The sequence below is a fragment of the Ureibacillus sp. FSL K6-0786 genome, assembly GCF_037965165.1.
GTDB classification, from domain to species: domain Bacteria; phylum Bacillota; class Bacilli; order Bacillales_A; family Planococcaceae; genus Ureibacillus; species Ureibacillus thermosphaericus.
Genome location: NZ_CP150191.1, coordinates 1,679,073 through 1,696,318 on the forward strand (window position 1 = coordinate 1,679,073; position 17,246 = coordinate 1,696,318).

The 17,246-nt window shown below is 37.3% G+C and carries 17 protein-coding genes and 4 pseudogenes; 15 read left to right on the plus strand and 6 right to left on the minus strand.

The features are described from left to right. The first annotated feature begins 5 nt into the window (after nt 1-5). The 15 genes and pseudogenes from NSQ18_RS08200 to NSQ18_RS08270 all read left to right on the plus strand — a co-directional run bounded on the left by NSQ18_RS08200 (nt 6) and on the right by NSQ18_RS08270 (nt 11,248). Nucleotides 6-536 (plus strand): type 1 glutamine amidotransferase domain-containing protein, encoded by a 531-nt coding sequence (locus NSQ18_RS08200; RefSeq protein ID WP_168412075.1) that lies wholly within the window; start codon nt 6-8, stop codon nt 534-536. Nucleotides 537-1,179: 643 nt separating this feature from the next. Beyond that, on the plus strand, nt 1,180-2,982 hold the full coding sequence (glmS, locus tag NSQ18_RS08205; protein WP_168412076.1) for a glutamine--fructose-6-phosphate transaminase (isomerizing): 1,803 nt from the start codon (nt 1,180-1,182) through the stop codon (nt 2,980-2,982). Nucleotides 2,983-3,507: 525 nt separating this feature from the next. Continuing rightward, nucleotides 3,508-4,239, plus strand: a complete 732-nt coding sequence (locus tag NSQ18_RS08210) for a YqcI/YcgG family protein (protein ID WP_339287664.1) — start codon at nt 3,508-3,510, stop codon at nt 4,237-4,239. Nucleotides 4,240-4,296: 57 nt separating this feature from the next. Then, nucleotides 4,297-4,929 (plus strand): LysE family transporter, encoded by a 633-nt coding sequence (locus tag NSQ18_RS08215; protein ID WP_339287665.1) that lies wholly within the window; start codon nt 4,297-4,299, stop codon nt 4,927-4,929. Between the two features lie 344 nt (nt 4,930-5,273). After that, nucleotides 5,274-5,619, plus strand: a pseudogene (locus tag NSQ18_RS08220) (transposase); the annotation flags it as partial. Between the two features lie 267 nt (nt 5,620-5,886). Further along, nucleotides 5,887-6,752 (plus strand): annotated as a pseudogene (locus NSQ18_RS08225) (IS982 family transposase). 119 nt (nt 6,753-6,871) lie between these two features. Continuing rightward, entirely contained in the window at nt 6,872-7,162 is a 291-nt protein-coding gene (locus NSQ18_RS08230) for a metalloregulator ArsR/SmtB family transcription factor (RefSeq protein WP_016839579.1), read from the plus strand. A gap of 177 nt (nt 7,163-7,339) precedes the next feature. Further along, nucleotides 7,340-7,477: pseudogene (locus tag NSQ18_RS08235) on the plus strand (ArsB/NhaD family transporter); the annotation flags it as partial. Nucleotides 7,478-7,496: 19 nt separating this feature from the next. After that, complete coding sequence (gene arsC / locus NSQ18_RS08240) at nt 7,497-7,913, plus strand: arsenate reductase (thioredoxin) (protein ID WP_016839578.1); 417 nt, start codon at nt 7,497-7,499, stop codon at nt 7,911-7,913. Then, nucleotides 7,913-8,119, plus strand: a complete 207-nt coding sequence (locus tag NSQ18_RS08245) for a hypothetical protein (RefSeq protein ID WP_016839577.1) — start codon at nt 7,913-7,915, stop codon at nt 8,117-8,119. The genes arsC and NSQ18_RS08245 overlap by 1 nt, the downstream gene beginning before the upstream one ends. Before the next feature lie 2 nt (nt 8,120-8,121). Beyond that, nucleotides 8,122-9,420, plus strand: coding sequence for an NAD(P)-binding domain-containing protein (locus NSQ18_RS08250; protein ID WP_016839576.1), 1,299 nt, complete (start codon nt 8,122-8,124; stop codon nt 9,418-9,420). A 17-nt stretch (nt 9,421-9,437) separates the two neighbouring features. After that, the gene (locus tag NSQ18_RS08255) at nt 9,438-9,917 is read left to right on the plus strand and encodes a GNAT family N-acetyltransferase (RefSeq protein WP_016839575.1); all 480 of its coding nucleotides are present in this window, start codon (nt 9,438-9,440) and stop codon (nt 9,915-9,917) included. A 444-nt stretch (nt 9,918-10,361) separates the two neighbouring features. Continuing rightward, a pseudogene (locus NSQ18_RS08260) lies at nt 10,362-10,448 on the plus strand (Lrp/AsnC family transcriptional regulator); the annotation flags it as partial. Between the two features lie 42 nt (nt 10,449-10,490). Further along, a complete protein-coding gene (locus NSQ18_RS08265; RefSeq protein WP_339289626.1) occupies nt 10,491-10,754 on the plus strand; it encodes an Lrp/AsnC ligand binding domain-containing protein in 264 nt (87 codons plus the stop codon). A gap of 305 nt (nt 10,755-11,059) precedes the next feature. Then, complete coding sequence (locus tag NSQ18_RS08270) at nt 11,060-11,248, plus strand: hypothetical protein (protein ID WP_168412078.1); 189 nt, start codon at nt 11,060-11,062, stop codon at nt 11,246-11,248. A 196-nt stretch (nt 11,249-11,444) separates the two neighbouring features. Here NSQ18_RS08270 and NSQ18_RS08275 read toward each other — a convergent pair whose 3' ends face one another. The 6 genes from NSQ18_RS08275 to NSQ18_RS08300 form a co-directional block, all read right to left on the minus strand. Continuing rightward, the gene (locus NSQ18_RS08275; RefSeq protein WP_339287669.1) at nt 11,445-12,209 is read right to left on the minus strand and encodes an SDR family oxidoreductase; all 765 of its coding nucleotides are present in this window, start codon (nt 12,207-12,209) and stop codon (nt 11,445-11,447) included. Beyond that, complete coding sequence (locus NSQ18_RS08280) at nt 12,206-13,216, minus strand: ABC transporter substrate-binding protein (protein ID WP_016839011.1); 1,011 nt, start codon at nt 13,214-13,216, stop codon at nt 12,206-12,208. Before NSQ18_RS08280 ends, NSQ18_RS08275 begins: the two co-directional genes overlap by 4 nt. After that, nucleotides 13,213-13,854, minus strand: a complete 642-nt coding sequence (locus NSQ18_RS08285) for an ABC transporter permease (RefSeq protein WP_339289628.1) — start codon at nt 13,852-13,854, stop codon at nt 13,213-13,215. Before NSQ18_RS08285 ends, NSQ18_RS08280 begins: the two co-directional genes overlap by 4 nt. Before the next feature lie 104 nt (nt 13,855-13,958). After that, nucleotides 13,959-14,708, minus strand: coding sequence for an ABC transporter ATP-binding protein (locus NSQ18_RS08290; RefSeq protein ID WP_339287671.1), 750 nt, complete (start codon nt 14,706-14,708; stop codon nt 13,959-13,961). A gap of 12 nt (nt 14,709-14,720) precedes the next feature. Beyond that, on the minus strand, nt 14,721-16,160 hold the full coding sequence (locus NSQ18_RS08295; RefSeq protein ID WP_339287672.1) for an acyl-CoA reductase: 1,440 nt from the start codon (nt 16,158-16,160) through the stop codon (nt 14,721-14,723). Continuing rightward, on the minus strand, nt 16,157-17,245 hold the full coding sequence (locus tag NSQ18_RS08300) for a long-chain fatty acid--CoA ligase (protein ID WP_339287673.1): 1,089 nt from the start codon (nt 17,243-17,245) through the stop codon (nt 16,157-16,159). The genes NSQ18_RS08295 and NSQ18_RS08300 overlap by 4 nt, the downstream gene beginning before the upstream one ends. Between the last annotated feature and the right edge of the window lies 1 nt (nt 17,246).

The window sequence follows — 17,246 nt, forward strand, 5'->3', positions numbered from 1 at the left end:
AAATGATGGCAAAAATCGCGACATTAATTACAGATTTATTTGAGGATGTAGAATTTACAAGTCCGAAAGAAGCGTTGGAAGCTGCTGGTCATACAGTTGTGACGATTGATAAAGTAGGTAACAAAACCGTTAGAGGCAAAAAGGGAGAAGCAAAAGTCGACATTGATTATGGAATTGAAGATGTAGATCCAGATGACTTTGATGCTTTATTCATACCAGGAGGATTTTCACCGGATTTGTTGCGTGATGATGATCGAGTAGTGGCATTTGTTAAATCATTTATGAAAGCGAATAAGCTTGTATTTGCCATTTGTCACGGGCCTCAACTTTTAATTTCGGCAAGAGAATTAGAAGGACGTGACGTGACAGGATATAAGTCGATTCAAGTCGATTTAGAAAATGCCGGTGCAAAATTCCATGACGAGCCAGTTGTTGTATGTGGCAATCAGTTAGTTACAAGCAGAACACCAGATGATTTACCTGAATTTAACCGAGAAATTGTAAATTTATTAAAGGAGAAAGAGTTTCAGAAATAAAATAACATTCCTTGCCTTTGATACCCCCTTATAAATAAAAATAAATTATATGAATTTGCTTGCCCAAGCTAGGAATTTTCCTACCTTGGGCAAATTTGTTTGGAATATTGTAACTCTTGATATCTAAAAATAATAAGTAACATTAGTAAATCATTGACGTATAGATACATATTCTGTATGATGAGAATGCTTAATTTTTTATAAATATAATTTCCAGTTTTTAGAAAAATTAAGCGAGCGCGGTAAAGGAGGTTAGTTTCGCGCTATATAAATGCAATGGAAAACAATGAAAGCGCCAGGACTAAGGAAATCGGACGGCAATCAATCCTTAGTTGACGAGGTGGAGGTTTATCGAAATATTCGGCGGATGCCTCCCGATCGCATTGCCCGGTCGTAATTTCGTTCTTAAAACATAAAAGCAATTTTATGGACAAAGGAACGAAAAGGCAAAGCAATAAAAATTAAATAGCGATATCAAACCTACAATTCTTTTTTTGGACATATTGAACTAGACAGAGTTCAAATTCAAAAAAAGAGCAAAAAAGTAGGCTTAGTTTTCTGTTGCCTTTTTTCAGGAAACAAAATTCTACAATTTTTTTGGAAAATTGATAGTATGGTATCGCTTATTGACGGAGGTATGTAAATGTGTGGAATAGTTGGATATAACGGATATTTAAATGCAAAGGAAATCTTATTAAAAGGACTAGAAAAGCTTGAATACCGCGGCTATGATTCAGCAGGTATAGCCATTCAAAATCAAGAAGGAATTACAGTTTTCAAAGAAAAAGGAAGAATTGCTGACTTACGCAAAATTGTAGACGACAAAATGAAAGGAAACATCGGCATTGGTCATACACGTTGGGCAACACACGGAGAGCCTAATAAAATCAATGCGCATCCTCATCAAAGTCTTTCTGGCAGATTTACGATTGTACACAACGGAGTCATTGAAAACTATCACCTACTACAAAAAGAGTATTTAAAAGATGCTCCAATGCTATCAGATACAGATACAGAGGTAATTGTACAGCTTGTAGAATTATTCTCTAATGAAGGTTCTTCAACTGAAGAAGCGTTTCGTAAAACCCTATCTTTATTGCATGGCTCCTATGCGATTGCTTTACTTGATATGGAAGATACTGAAACCATCTATGTAGCTAAAAACAAATCACCATTGCTTGTCGGTGTAGGTGAAGGATTTAATGTAGTTGCATCCGATGCAATGGCGATGTTACAAGTGACAAATCAATTTATTGAATTACATGATAAAGAAGTTGTATTGGTTTCGAAGGATAAAGTTGAAATTTCTACAATAGATGGACGTCAAATTGAACGAAAACCTTATACAGTGGAGCTAGATGCTAGCGACATCGAAAAAGGAACATATCCTCATTACATGTTAAAAGAAATGGATGAGCAGCCTGGTGTCGTTCGAAAAATCATTCAAGAATATAGTAATAATGCTGGAGAATTAACAATTGATGAAGCAATATTATCTGCTTTACGCAATGCGGATCGAATTTATATCATTGCGGCAGGAACGAGCTACCATGCAGGACTTGTAGGAAAACAATACTTTGAAAAGCTTGCTGGAATTCCAGTGGAAGTTCATATTTCTAGCGAATTCGGCTATAATATGCCATTACTATCTGAAAAGCCGCTCTTTATATTTATTTCTCAATCTGGCGAAACAGCGGATAGCAGACAGGTGCTTGTAAAAGTAAAAGAATTAGGCTATCCTGCGTTAACCATTACAAATGTTGCGGGTTCAACGCTTTCCCGTGAAGCGGATTACACACTATTACTACACGCTGGTCCTGAAATTGCCGTTGCTTCAACAAAAGCATATGTGGCACAATTAGCCGTTTTAGCAATTGCTGCTTATGTTACGGGTAAAAGCAAAGGAAACATCATAAACTTCGATTTAAAAACAGAGCTTGCTTTTGCTGCAAATGCAATTCAAACAATCGTGGATTCCAAAGAAGAACTGCATATTATCTCAAATGAATATTTAAATCATACTCGTAATGCGTTCTTCATTGGTCGAAATATCGATTATTATGTAAGTTTAGAAGGGGCACTTAAATTAAAGGAAATATCGTATATTCAAGCGGAAGGTTTTGCTGGTGGGGAGTTAAAGCATGGAACGATCGCATTAATTGAAAATGGAACACCTGTCTTTGCTCTCGTTACACAAGAGCCAGTGGCATTAAATATCCGCGGTAACGTGAAAGAAGTAGTGGCACGTGGTGCTAATGCGTGCGTTATTTCAATGGAAGGGTTAAATGAAGACGAAGACCGACTTGTCATTCCGAAAGTGCATGCTCTTCTTACGCCGCTTGTTGCTGTAGTGCCGTTGCAGTTCATTAGTTACTATGCTGCTTTAGATCGTGGATGCGATGTTGACAAACCGCGAAATTTGGCGAAGTCTGTAACAGTGGAGTAAATAATCAATACACTTTTAACCTTTTGTTAAAGTAAAAAAGTTGTGAACTAATATAAAACCTATCCTCAATAAGGTGATGGATAGGTTTTATTTTTTATTTTAAATATGGAGTATGCAATGTGTATCGAATTTCAACTACATCTATGTTGCGGAGGTAGCATTTAGATAAATCTATTTGAACGAAAGCTAACTACTCAGCCTTCAATACTATCTAAAAAACTAATGTGCTCTTCAACGATAGGGTGCTATTCCGTAGAAAAATCAGCATTGTTTTCTATATTGAGGAACAACATTTTTTATGAATTTATATCATCACCTTCTCGTTTGAAGGTGATATTTTATTTTTAATACATATGGTGTAAAGATAATTCGTATTATTAATACGTTAAATATCTGTATTTAATCACGTATACAATTAATTGAAGGGTGAAAAATATTATGGAATTATTTGCTATGGATTAAAGATTTTGTGCTATGCTTTTTATTAGGAAAAATAGAAAATAAATGTAGAATTTTGACAAGGAGTTGAGTGGAGTTAGTAGAAAAGTGTTGCAACGAGCCATTTCAATGTTAACCAAATCAGATCTCAAATATGGTAATAATATACCAGAATGGCTAAAAGATGAATATTCTTATTGGGAAAAAGTTGTTTCTGATAAGAATTTCCCTTGCCACTTTGGAACTATCGCTGAGAAAAAAGGCGATTTAAGATATTTTTATATAGAAAATCATGATTTAAGCCCTCTACCGAATGTATTAAGAGAGTTTTTGAAATTATCAAGAGAAAATGAGCATAATAAACATGCTTTGGTTGTTTTTGTGCAACCTGAAATTCCAGAACAGTCATTTGATTACTATGAAAATTATTTTTGGAATATTTTAAAATATCTACATGAGAATGATGAAAAAGAATGGAATGCAAATATTCCAACTGATCCAGATGATCCACTTTGGGAATTTTGTTTTGATGGAGAACCTATTTTTGTATCAGCTAATATGCCAGCATATAAACATAGAATTACTAGGAACATGGGAAAAAGCCTTATATTGATCTTTCAACCTAGAAGAATTTTTGCTGATATTACTCCAAAGGCTATTGATTTAATTCGATCAAAAGTAGAGTCGATAGAAAATCTCCCAATCCATCCGGATCTAGGAAGATATGGAGACGAAAGCAACAGAGAATGGAAACAGTATATAATCACTGATGACAATAATCCAAGAAAAGGGGTATGTCCATTCCATCCTAAATCTTGATAATCAGAATTACTGATTTGTACATCATACTAAGTTTATAAAGGTGTGTGGGGTTTTATGGCATTGTATCTTACTTATGTTATTGTGGGCCTTTCTATTGCCATGCCAATTGGAGCCATTTCTGTAGAAATGATCAAGCAAGGTCTCAAGAATGGCTTTTGGCATGGTTGGGCTGTTGGATTAGGAGGTATGACGATTGATTTAGCTTTAATCGCAGCATTTTATTTCGGATTATCCTCCATTTTGAAGCAACCGTTTATTCAAATCCCGATGTGGATTGTTGGTGCAGTATTTTTGTTTTTAATTGGTTATGATTCTATTAAAAATGCGGATCATGATATCACATTATCAGGTGAAAAGCCAACAAAATCTTGGTTTTCTTCATATAGAAATGGTTTTCTTGTTGCGATATCTCCAGGGAATATAGTGTTTTGGCTAAGCGTATTCGGGTCGGTTCTTACCAACTCATATGATATGGCGAATCCAATTAAATTTATCACCATTGGGACGGGTGTGTTAACCGGAATTTTACTACATGACATTGGCTTATTAACCATTGTTTCTACTACAAGAAAGTTAATGAGCCGTTCGATGATAAAAGTAAGTTCTATTATTGCTGGTATAGTGTTAATTGGTTTTTCGGGTTATTTTGTTTATGAAGCTATTGCTGCAGTTAAACAATTGATTTAAATTATTTGGTGTTTGTCGACGGTAAATCTGACAGAATGAAGGTTGACGAGTTACCACATTTATGGTTTCTCATGTAAGAGCATAAGGAATTTTTGCCCTCACTGAAGGTGTGGAATCAGGCAGGGCCTGATAAAACGTAACAAAGAGGCTGTCCCAAAAGATCGGTAAAACGACCTTTTTGAGGACAGCCTCCTGCTTTTTCTTTTACATTATTTGGATATTTTTTGTTCTCTCAAAGGATCTGCTTCTTCTCATCCCCGTATGTTCTCCCTTTTTCTTTTTATTGGGTGGACGGTGGCCGCCCACTTTTTCAAATTGTGTGCAACACAAATCCCCCCCATTCCATGGTAATTTCTTTAGGGCAATGGGATATTGAGTTTGTGTTAGGCGATGCCGCGTATGGCAGCGAAAAGATTCGACAAACAGCCGAACAAGCAGGAATCTTATTCCTTTCTCCCATCAACCGCCGAAAATAGCGAGGAACGGAAAGATGCCTATGGCCGGGTTCTTCCTGTCTTTTTGAAAACGAGGTTTGGCCAATGGCTGTTTGGGCTTCGCCGCGGGATTGAACGGGTATTTAACGAGCGAAAGAGTGATGGGGTGGAACAGCCACGATGGTATGGATTTCATCGATATTTACTACATGTGTTATGCTGCATCCTTATGCATAACTTCGAGTTTTTACTCTAGTTTTGCAACACCATCATCAATTTGATGAACGGGGATATTTTATAATTCTAGATACATTTGAGTTCCGATAATCTTGATTATGTTGCATCTCAAATTTCTCAATGAAATGAGGATGTCCCAAAAGTGTTCGCATAGCGTTCGCTTTTGGGACATCCTCATTTTAAATAAATAAATTCTAATTAATAAAATCAGATAAGCATAAAAATAGCCCTTGCATGAGATCTTCTTAAAATGAAAGTGCGACCAAACATCAAAAGGAGAATCCCCATGCAAGAGCACTTTCATCTTACAACAGATCGAGCCAAACTTCAAAAACAATATGCAGCGATTTTATTCTTTGTATCCGCTCAACTGTCGAGCATCCAGATTCATCTTCAACGTCGAAATCGTCATTGGTTGAAACAGAAAGACGAAGTCATCATCACCATCCATGTCCTTGGAAAGTTGCTGGGCTTCACTTCCGAACGGGCTTGGCACCAGTTTGTGATCGGGAATTTGTTTCCCAAGGCCTTGTTCCCTGAACGTTCTCGGTACAACCATCGCTACCGAGCGCTTGGCTTTGCGACCAAGTGGATACGGCACCAGCTGGCCAAACGCGGGCAGACCATGCGTATGCGGTCGTGGACAGCTTGCCGATCGATCGGTGTCATTCATCCCGAATGTATCGTGCCAAACGGTTTCGTGGAATTGCCGATATTGGCTATTGTGCTTCGAAAAAGATCGCTTTCTATGGGTTGAAACTTCATCTGCAGGTCACCGACCAAGGGCTTCCGATGGGATATGTCGTCACTGAAGCGTCTTGTCATGATCGGATGGCTGCGGAGACCGTCATGACACAAATTCCACATCCGTATAACCTAGGTGACAAAGGGTATATCAGCCAAAAGCTGCAAAAGAAGCTGTACGAAGAGCATCGAATCGCTTTTTGGACGCCCGTTCGAAAAAATCAGCGAATTCGCCAATCGGACGCATGGAAACAGTGGATGAAGCGAAAACGTAAAGTGGTGGAAACCGTGTTTTCGATTTTAGTCGATTCGTATCGGATCACCGAGATTCGAGCAAACTCGGTTTCTGGATTTGAAACGGCACTGGATGGTATTTTACTGGCTTACTCCTTGTTGTTCTTGGGCTAGTTGAGCGTTAAGACTCAACTAGCACCACGGGTTTTTAATACATAAGTATTTACTTATATAAAGAATGATGGTATGTTATATATAAGCAATTGCTTATATAAAGAATTGGAGGTTTCATTTTGGATTTATTAGAAAAACAATTAAAAGCATTGGCAGATAAAAATCGTCTAACGCTCTTAGCTTGTATGAAAAATGGTGAGGTATGTGTTTGTGAATTTGTTGAAGTGCTCGGTATTTCGCAACCTGCTGTTAGCCAGCAGTTAAAAAAGTTAAAAGATGCAGGCATAATTTTAGAAAGAAAAGAAGGTACGTGGAAATATTATCGAATTGCTGATCAACTGTCCCCTGTTGTCGAAGCAGTTATTAACGAATTAAAAACTAATGATGGAGGAAATACATGTTCTTGTTAGCAAGAACTCTCTATCACAACATAAATGTTTGTTATTTGGCAGCCTAGGTGACTGAATATTGGTGGGACTACTATGGAAGGAGCTGTAATAGTCTTACTTGTTGGCATTGTTATTTCTCTTATGTTGGTTTAGTAATCAATAGAATGAATGCTATGCTGTTAGTTCAAATCGCCCGTTACTCTTGTGTGGTTATATGTACTTTCAGGAAAAGGGGTCAAAATCTCATGGGGGATGTATTTGAAAACAGGGATTCTATTAACGATACCTATTTTGTTGTTTACTTTAATCGGTCTTTATGTCGCACTACGTATTTTTAATGAAAGGTGTTTATTTTATGGAAAAGAAAACGTTGTATTTTTTATGTACTGGCAACTCATGTCGTTCACAAATGGCTGAAGGGTTTGCCAAAAAATATTTATCAGACTGGAATATTAAAAGTGCGGGCATTGAAGCACATGGATTAAACCCGATGGCTGTAAAAGCAATGGCTGAAGTTGGCATCGATATTTCAAATCAAACGTCAGATACCATTGACCACAATATTTTAAATAACGCCACGCTCGTCGTGACTCTGTGTGAAGATGCAGCTGACAAATGTCCTGTAACGCCACCTCATGTAAAACGAGAACATTGGAAATTTGATGATCCAGCAAAAGCGAGTGGAACAGAAGAAGAAAAATGGCTTGTATTTAAAACAGTACGGGATGCGATTGAAGAACGAATACGATTGTTTGCTAGGGAGAAAAACTGATGCGAATACACAAATCTGGCAATAAATCAGTCGAATTTTTCACGTCATATATGCAACTTGTTTTACAAACTAACATCACTACAGTTGAAAATCTTGAAGAATATATGACTCAACACTTTTTTCAAAGTGATCTATCTTCACTTGGTCCTATTACGCTTGCTAATTTTAAACAGGCGCTTCAAATAATTTTAAGAAATGAGGAATGAAAATGGAATTTACTATCTTACCAAATTCATCTTGTTGCACACCTAATTCAGGGTGTTGTGAATTAAAATATCCAGTTGCTATCATTGGTGCAGGTCCTATTGGATTAGCTGCCGCTGCCCATTTAAAGTCTTACAATCTGCCATTTATCATATTCGAAAAAAATGAGGTTGCTGCAAATGTTGCTTCTTGGGAGCATGTTCAGCTATTTTCTTCTTGGAAATATAATGTAGACAGTGCTGCTAAACAAATATTAGAAAAAAACGGCTGGAAGATGCCGAATAAAGAAGAAATTCCAACAGGTAAAGCATTACGAGAAGACTATTTACTTCCTCTAAGTGAGCTATTTAAAGAGCAGCTTCATACGAATGAAGAAGTAATTGCGATTACAAAATTAGATACTGATAAAATGAAATCGTCTAATCGAGCAAATAAGCCTTTTTTAATTTTCACTAAAAACGGGCAGGCAACAAAGATGTATAAAGCTAGCGCAATTATTGATGCGACAGGTACATGGGGAAATCCGAATCCTGCTGCTAGTCATGGGGTAATGTTACCAAGCGAAAAAGCAGCCAGACATAAAATTAATTATCAAATTCCTAACGTGCCAGCTAATATTTCACGCTATGCAAACAAACGGATTGCAGTTATAGGCGGAGGACATTCAGCAATCAATTCACTACTTCAATTAGTGGAATTAAAAGATGCCCATCCACAAACTGAAATTACATGGATTTTACGCAAAAAACGAGTGGAAGATGCTCTAGGTGGTGGAACTGCCGATGAATTAGCTGCACGTGGTGAACTTGGCTTAAAAATGAAAAAAATCCTCTCTGAAAAAGTGATTTATGTAGAAACACCTTTTTATATTCAATCTATTTTCGAAAAAGAAGAAGGATTGATTCTTAAAGGTACAGATAAAAAAATTGGTCCGTTCGACGAATTAATTGTCAATACTGGCAATCGTCCAGACTTCTCATTTATTAGTGAACTACGTTATGAGGTTGATCCTGCAACAGAAGCTGTTACAAAATTAGCACCACTTATTAATCCAAACTTGCATAGTTGCGGGACTGTTCCACCACATGGAGAAAAGGAATTGCGTCAACCAGAAACGAATTTTTATATCGTTGGTTCAAAATCATATGGACGCGCTCCAACATTCTTAATGGCTACTGGTTATGAACAAGTACGTTCAATTGTTGCGCATCTTGCAGGAGATACAGAAGCAGCTCTTGATGTGAAATTATCACTTCCTGAAACGGGTGTTTGTCATACAGGTATTGATGGGTGTTGCCAATAATAAAGGGGTTTTGTATAATGATTCGTTTTTTAGAAAAGGAAGATATACCAGATGTACTAAAAATTTATCAATTAGGAATTGATACGGGAATTGCTACATTTGAATCAAAAGCTCCTTCTATAAAGGAATGGGACAAAAAATATCATCCGTATCTTCGATATGTCTATGAAGAAAATAAAAAGATTTTGGGTTGGGTATCCATTACACCTGTTTCTTCAAGAGAGGTTTATAAAGGCGTAGGAGAAGTTAGTATTTATGTTCACCCTCAAGCACAGGGCAAAGGGGTAGGTACACAATTACTTCAACATTTAATTGAGAAAGCCAAACTCTCGGGTTACTGGATGTTGCAAGCATCTATATTTGAAGTGAATTTAGCTAGTATCCACCTTCACAAAAAGGCAGGATTTGTAATTGTGGGTGTACGAAAAGGGATTGCTAAAAAGAATGGCCAATGGACGAACACAATATTGATGGATAAACATTTAATTCTTGATTAACGTTTAACAGTTATAAATATAAATAATCTTCAACAATCGGGAGCGTTTACAGAGTATTGTAGTAAAAAACAGTATGCTGTATTTTTTATAAGCAGCATTTACAAATAACGGAAGTTCAGTTCACAACTTTATTATTCATTCCAATTTATTTGAAGTGGATAAAAATGGTTTTTAGGTTTTTATTATTTTTCAAAAGTTAGTCATATAAAATGCGGATTTGAAGAGTTGATAGTTCACAGCTTTATTATTTGTTTACATGTTGTTGACGACTAATAAATTCATGAACTAAAGAAAATTTTAATACCTATCCAAACATAAGAAGGATAGGTCTTATTGTTTAATAGAGAGTAGGATAATAATAGACTACTTCCTCAATCCTTCTGTTTCATTAACATAAAGGATATCTAAAATGTAAGTCTGTTCATCATTTAACTCACGCATAACGCTCGTATTCAATGGAAAGATCTCGGAGAATTGATTCATATGTCTGGTCAAGCAATAGGAAATAGAATTAAAAAAATTAGAAGATAGTGGAGTCATTAAGTCATATTCTTTGATGGTAGATGAATCAAAATTAGGTCTTACTTATACAGCGTTTATTATTATTTCCATGATTCAAATAATCACGAGGCATTTAAACATTTTATAAACAGTAAAAAAGAAATTATTGAAGCACATCGTATTTCAGGGAGCGGCTGTTTCTTATTAAAAGTTAAGTTTGATATGCAAGAGACATTAAATTCATTATTGGATGAAATTTTAAAATTTGGAAACTATCAATTACACATATCTATTAGTGAAGTTAAAAATACTCATCCAATCAACGCCATTTTGTAGGAGTATTTTTATCAATAGAAATCATGTAAAAAAATATAATCTTTCCTAAGTGAATAAAGTTATCGAAGTCGTTTCTACTCCTGTTAGAAAGCAGGCAACCATATATAATTGATAGTTTCGGACTGGATCCAATTAGGATTCAGTCTTTTTTATTTTGTATTGGCACCTTTTCATTTCGAAACGGAGTATACGGTATAAAAAATAAACTACATAGATTGTTCAAGAACGACACGGTATTGTAAAAAATGGTAATTAAAAAATTCAATATGATTAAATTAATAAATCAATGAAAGGAGTTGAGTGGTATGGTGAGTAATTCTAAGCAAAAAGAAATTGTGGCTAAAATCATGAACGAAATCGAAATAATGGATGAAAAAGAATTTGAAGCTTTATATAATCAACTGGATATTGACCATCAAATGTTTGTCGATGGAGCAATACGTAAATTTGCTGACTTTGCTGTAGACAGTGAGCATGGGGATTCTGATAAATGAAATAGTATTTGTATTATGGGATATTGAAATCCGAACCCTCTTTTTAACAACATAAATTCAGGAGGTAGCATGGAAACAAACTTTATTTAAACTCTTATTTGTACTGCAATACAAATAGGAGTTTTTTTATTTATATAATTTGTCTTAAAAATAAATAGCGATTGCTGCAGCATAAAATACTGCGAGCAATCCCTTACTACATTACAAACCCGCCGTCGACATAAAGAGTTTGTCCAGTCATAAAGCGGCTCCAGTCAGAGGCTAAAAACAGAACAGGACCAGCAATATCTTCTGGAGTGGCAATTCGCTTTAACGGCGTTTGAGCGATAATCAGCTCCTTTAGATTTTCCTTTGTTGTTCGGCTCGCATCTGTTGGATAAACTAGACCAGGGGCGACGCAATTGACGCGGATGCCAAAGGAGCCGACTTCGACAGCCAAATTTCTACTATACCCCATAAGTGCGGTCTTGGCAGTATTGTATTCATGATACGGGACGATGGGGCGTTCAACTAAGTTTGTAATGATATTAATAATACTGCCCTGGCTTTGTTTTTTCATGATGGGGATGACTGCTTGGCAAATATAATGGGCTGAGCGTACTGCTCCATCAATTTGCCCCTGATAGTCTTCCCATTGCACTTCCCAAGCTAACTTGCGAGTTTCAGGATTAAACTGAAAAGATTTAAAGGCATTGTTAACGACTACATCAATTTTGCCTGCTTCTAACATAATCTCCTCAATCATTTGATTCACAGCCGCTTCAGAAGTAACATCTCCTTGAATGGCATAACCGTCACCACCAAGCTGTATGCATTCAGCTGCCACTTTTTCAGCAAGCATTTTATTCTGCAAATAATTGACAATGACAAAAGCCCCTTCCTTTGCAAAAGCACGAGCAATTGCTGCACCAATGCCGCGGCTTGCTCCGGTAACTAGGACAACTTTCCCCTCAAAGTTCATTGCTCTACCTCCAAAAATTCCTCAGTCACGACTTGAGACATGTCCAATTGATTATTCACTAAACCTAACTGTTGATATGTGTCTGCTCCCTTTTGTAATACATCGGCATCAATAGCCCCTAATCCTTTTATCTCCGTATCTTCTGAAACTGAAGAAGCATTACGTAGCTTAATTATCTCTAAATTGATGTTTTCATCTTTTCCATCAATAGCAAATTCTTTCGCAAGTTTTGCAGCTTCTTCCGGATTTTCAAGCATCCATTGGGCGCTTTCTCTGTATGCGGCAACGAAACGCTTCAATTCCTCTTTTTTCTCTTCGTACGTTTTTTCTGTCACAACAAAGACATCACTTGGTATATTTAAATAATCTCTCACTTCAATTATATTTACATCGCCTAATCCTTTTTGTTTTGCAAGGTATAATCCGGTATCCGTTGCTGCAGTTGCATCCACTTGACCCTGTATTAGTGGGGCAAAATTTGATATGCCTGTTTCCACAATCTTGACATCATCCTCCGTCAAACCAACTTGGTGGAGAAGGATTAATAAGTTTTGTCGCGTTCCACTTGTTAGGCTGTAAACACCAATTGTTTTTCCTTTCAAATCTTCTGGCTTTTCAATACCGCTTTCTTTTAACGCCACAATATTGAACACGTTCTGTGGATAAATATTATAAATAACTTTTAATTTTTCTCCTTTGTCTAAAGCAAAATAAAGAGATCCAGGGTCAGTAAAGGCAATATCTGCTTGACCGGAAAGAATATTTTTAATAGCATCTCCACCACCAGCACCGGGAATCACCTTCAAATCAATGCCTTTTTCTTTGAAAAATCCTTTTTCATCATCGACTAATAGGTTGACAGATTCTGTAATAGGTTGGCTCCAGAGTGCAACTGTCAGCTGTGCAAATGATTCTTTTTCATTCGAGCCTTCCTCTTTTAAACCGCATGCTGTTAGAAGTAATAAAAGAAATGCGATGATTATATGTTTAAACTTCATATCTTTCATATCTCCTTCTTCAATCTTTTCATCCACATTTTTTCAAGCCAAGATACAGTTAAGTAAAGAATCATACCGAAAATTGTTAATAAAATTAATGTGGCAAACATAAGGGCGGTATCCATCATTGCTTGGGTTGCGATAATAAGCGCCCCTAGTCCTTCACTGCCGCCGATAAATTCTCCGACAACCGCACCCACAATTGCAAGGACAACCGAAACACGAAGTCCAGCTAAAATACCCAGCATACCAGAAGGAATTTTTAAGTGAATTAATGTTTGTAACCGTGTTGCACCAAGCATTTTAAATAGTTCCTGCTTTTGTGTATCGCTTGACTGAATCGCTGTTACTGTATTTTCAAGCAATGGGAAAAAGCATACAAGCGCAGTAATAACAACTTTGGACGTCATGCCGAAGCCAAACCAAAGAATAAATAACGGAGCCAATGCCAGCTTGGGAACTGCTTGACTCACTATAATATAAGGAAAGAGAAGCTTACGTAAAAAGGCCACTTCTCCCATTAGAACTCCTACTGTAAATCCAGCTGCACCACCAAAAAAGAGACCAAGAATTACCTCAGCGGCAGTCCGCTGAATATGCTGTGTAAAATAGCCGCTTAAAAGTCCATCAACAAGGGTGAGTACTATTACAGAAGGAGCTGGTAATACAAGTTCGGAATAGGACTTGGATGTTACTTACCAAATAACTAGTAAAAAAATGAATAATAAGAATGAATAAACGGATGTTTTTTTCATAAGCGTTCACCATTCATCACTTGACGTAACGTGAAACATAGTTCGTTAAAATAAGGCTCATATCTCATTTCAATTCTACGTGGGCGTTCAAGCATGATGGGGGTTTGATAGACAATTTCTCCATGTGCCATGACAGCAACTCTATCGGATAAATATACAGCTTCCGCAATATCATGGGTAATAAAGAGCACAGTAATATTATGCATATAGCACATTCTTAAAAGATCATCTTGCAGTTCTTCTCTTGTAATGGCATCTAATGCTGCAAAAGGCTCGTCCAAAAATAATAAAGAAGGCTTTTGCATTAAGGCCCGTGCAAGAGCGACCCGGCTTTGTTGTCCACCGGAAAGCTGTAAAGGGTAACAATCTCGATAAGAGGCTAACCCAACAAGCTCTAAGTATTCCATTGCCTGCTCCATATCCTCACTTCTGATTTTCCGTTTCAATTTAATAGGGAGAAGCACATTTTCAATAACTGTTTTCCATTCCAATAGAGTTGGAGTTTGAAAGACAAAACTACAATTAGGTAAAGGTTTGATTATTTCCTTTCCTTGCAGGCGAATGCTTCCATTCTCAGATGAAAGCAGGCCAGCAGCAAGCTTTAATAAGGTCGTTTTTCCGCAGCCACTTTTTCCAAGCAGACAATGAAACTCTCCTTTATTGATTTCCCAGCTAATCCCACGTAAAATTTGATTTTTTCCTTGTTCGTAACTGTACGTTACATCCTCCATTACCAAAAAACTCATATTAAAAACCTCCTAATCAACATAAGGAGCAAATTGTTCACTATCCACTATTGCCGATGATTCGATGTCTACCATTTGAATTAAATCCATTAGATTGAACCGTCCATCATGATGCCAACCTGCTTCAGGGGAAGTCATTTTTCCTAGTGCTGTGATTCGTGTTACGCCAACGTTAGCCAACAACTCTGCCCAGTGGAAAAGTTCTTTAGGGGTTGCGGCCATACCAATCGTTTGAAGAAATGAGCGGTATGGCTTGATGTATGGTAGAATGTCTTCTAATTTTTCAAAAGAAATAACCCGAATAACTCGATTCAACGGGCTTGCCGTAAAAACTTTTTCCTCTTCTTCAAAAACAACCGTCCATTGATGTGTGGAAGTTCCAAGCACTTCTTTTCCTGTTTCTGTAAAAGTGCTCATTTCTTCCTTTTGCCGCCATGAAGCAAGGGCAACTGATTCTTCCATGGAAAGCTTACGCCTTGGATAACGCTTTTCGAAGTTTTCTAGCTCCCCCGCAATCAAGCGGGCAAATTCCACTGGCGATACTTTTCCGCCTTTTTGCACATAAAATAAGTGCGGTGAGTAACAACCTTGCTGATCGTAACGAATGACATCAAGTGCGGCTTGATGAGCAATTCGCCATGCTTTGTGCGCATCTAAGGCAGATTTTGAAATGATGCCAAAGCTTACTTTATGACCAAAAGGTAAAAAGCGAGTAGTAATGGGAACTTGTTTTTTTAAAGCTTGCAGCGTTTCGTTGTTACCGTATCCGATAACGAGATTCGACTTTTCAAATATCATCTTCTCTCGCTTTTCATCGCCGCCTTTCCACCACACAACTGCAAAGCAATTGGCAAGACTCGGCTCGGCCTCTGCTAAGGCTTTTGCAAACCAGCCAGCAAAAAGAGGTTCAGAACTTGAAACTTTTCCGATATTTCCTGCTTTTACTAGCAGACCAGATACGAAACTCCAAATAGGCAGTGCTGGAACATTCCCTGCCCATACATGGGTAATGAGTTCTGGTCCAATTGCTTTTGAAAAACCACCTTTTGCGCGCGGCTGAAAATGATCTAATAATAATGGATTTCCTAAATCTTCTACTAGGAAACGCTGGAGTTCGTGCTTGCGAAATGTTTTTAAAAAAGATGTAAGACCAAGGCGAATTACCTCCTCATCATAGCCGGTGACAATCGGAAGCAACTTTTCCGCCTGCTGTCGATAAGATGAACTGCGGTCCAAAAATTGTTCCGTTACATAACCGATGATGTCCACTACTGTTGATACCGACAGTGATTTTAAGATTTCCGCACTTTCTCTTTTCACCGTGTCAATGACCCTCTGCATTTGCTCTAATGTAAGGAGAGGCAGTTCCACTTCTAAATCCTGAAACTTCAGGATTTTCTTATCAAATTTCGTTTCTCCGATATTTGGAATATATCCAGCTGTTATTCTCATTTTGCTGTTCCTTTCGCCAATTGAATAAACTCTTCTACCGCTAGCGAGCATCCCCTTGCCTCGGCACCTTGAACTCTACCGAACAGATAAAATCCTTCATCAACCGCCATTCCTACATCTTCAGTAGCAACCGCCATTACGGAATTAAAGTTCGCTAAATCATAATGAACTAAAACACCACGTTCTCCTTCTGGAACCTCTTCACCTGTTAACGGATTGATGACTCTCGTACGAATCCAACTAGGTCCAGTTTTTATAGATGGAACGACCTCATTGCCATCATCATAAAATTGCGTGCTTAGCTCTGTTATGCCGTACATATTAATACAATTGCTTCTATCTACACCGAAATATCTTTCAAGCAACTGATAAAATTCATTTAAATCTAATTCCTTTGATTTATTTTTATAACCACCAGTATCAAGAATTTTGCTTCCCTTCGGCAGATTAAACGTTTTTCCTAAACGCTCCAATTCCTCAAACAAATGAACAAAACTGAAACTTGCTCCGAGCAAAGCAAATGGTTCTCCTGTTTTTTCGGCATGTTCCAACTCACTGATGATTTTTTGAATATGTACGCCGTTCTCTTTTAATAAATAGCAGCTGTCCTCTGTGCCAAACTCTTTCATGACAAGAGCTAAATAATGGGCTAAGGATGAGTGCGGCATTTTCTCTTCAGTTGGAAACAAAATTCCCATGCGGATGCGATTTGTTTCTTTCATAAACCGTTCTTTAAAGTTGATAATCATGGAAAGTTCTCTGATTTCGAGAGTGGAATGAAAGTGTTTGCCTTGTTTTCCTTGGGTTGTTCCGCTTGTCATAAAGACTCTAACCGCTGCCTCTGGATCTGAACATGTCAATGGAACCTCTTTAAAGGCACTCATCGGCACATAAGGAATGTCTCGCCAATTTTTCACAAGCCGCGGTGTCTTTCCTTTTTGGCGGCAAAATGTTTGATAGGGGAGATTATGTTTGTATTGATAATTAAAAATATGTAAAGCCAAGCTATTAAACTCTTCTTCTGAAGCTTGATTCTTTTTGATAAATTGAGAAAGTTCCTCTATGATTTCTCGTTGCTGAGTCATC

What these genes read in the sequence shown, in the direction of transcription:
- NSQ18_RS08280 (WP_016839011.1), bottom strand. Translation starts at nt 13,216, where the DNA reads ATGAAAGATATGAAGTTTAAACATATAATCATCGCATTTCTTTTATTA.
- glmS (WP_168412076.1), top strand. Translation starts at nt 1,180, where the DNA reads ATGTGTGGAATAGTTGGATATAACGGATATTTAAATGCAAAGGAAATC.
- NSQ18_RS08275 (WP_339287669.1), bottom strand. Translation starts at nt 12,209, where the DNA reads ATGAACTTTGAGGGGAAAGTTGTCCTAGTTACCGGAGCAAGCCGCGGC.
- NSQ18_RS08245 (WP_016839577.1), top strand. Translation starts at nt 7,913, where the DNA reads ATGCGAATACACAAATCTGGCAATAAATCAGTCGAATTTTTCACGTCA.
- NSQ18_RS08270 (WP_168412078.1), top strand. Translation starts at nt 11,060, where the DNA reads ATGGTGAGTAATTCTAAGCAAAAAGAAATTGTGGCTAAAATCATGAAC.
- NSQ18_RS08295 (WP_339287672.1), bottom strand. Translation starts at nt 16,160, where the DNA reads ATGAGAATAACAGCTGGATATATTCCAAATATCGGAGAAACGAAATTT.
- NSQ18_RS08250 (WP_016839576.1), top strand. Translation starts at nt 8,122, where the DNA reads ATGGAATTTACTATCTTACCAAATTCATCTTGTTGCACACCTAATTCA.
- NSQ18_RS08215 (WP_339287665.1), top strand. Translation starts at nt 4,297, where the DNA reads ATGGCATTGTATCTTACTTATGTTATTGTGGGCCTTTCTATTGCCATG.
- NSQ18_RS08290 (WP_339287671.1), bottom strand. Translation starts at nt 14,708, where the DNA reads ATGAGTTTTTTGGTAATGGAGGATGTAACGTACAGTTACGAACAAGGA.
- NSQ18_RS08300 (WP_339287673.1), bottom strand. Translation starts at nt 17,245, where the DNA reads ATGACTCAGCAACGAGAAATCATAGAGGAACTTTCTCAATTTATCAAA.
- NSQ18_RS08255 (WP_016839575.1), top strand. Translation starts at nt 9,438, where the DNA reads ATGATTCGTTTTTTAGAAAAGGAAGATATACCAGATGTACTAAAAATT.
- arsC (WP_016839578.1), top strand. Translation starts at nt 7,497, where the DNA reads ATGGAAAAGAAAACGTTGTATTTTTTATGTACTGGCAACTCATGTCGT.
- NSQ18_RS08200 (WP_168412075.1), top strand. Translation starts at nt 6, where the DNA reads ATGGCAAAAATCGCGACATTAATTACAGATTTATTTGAGGATGTAGAA.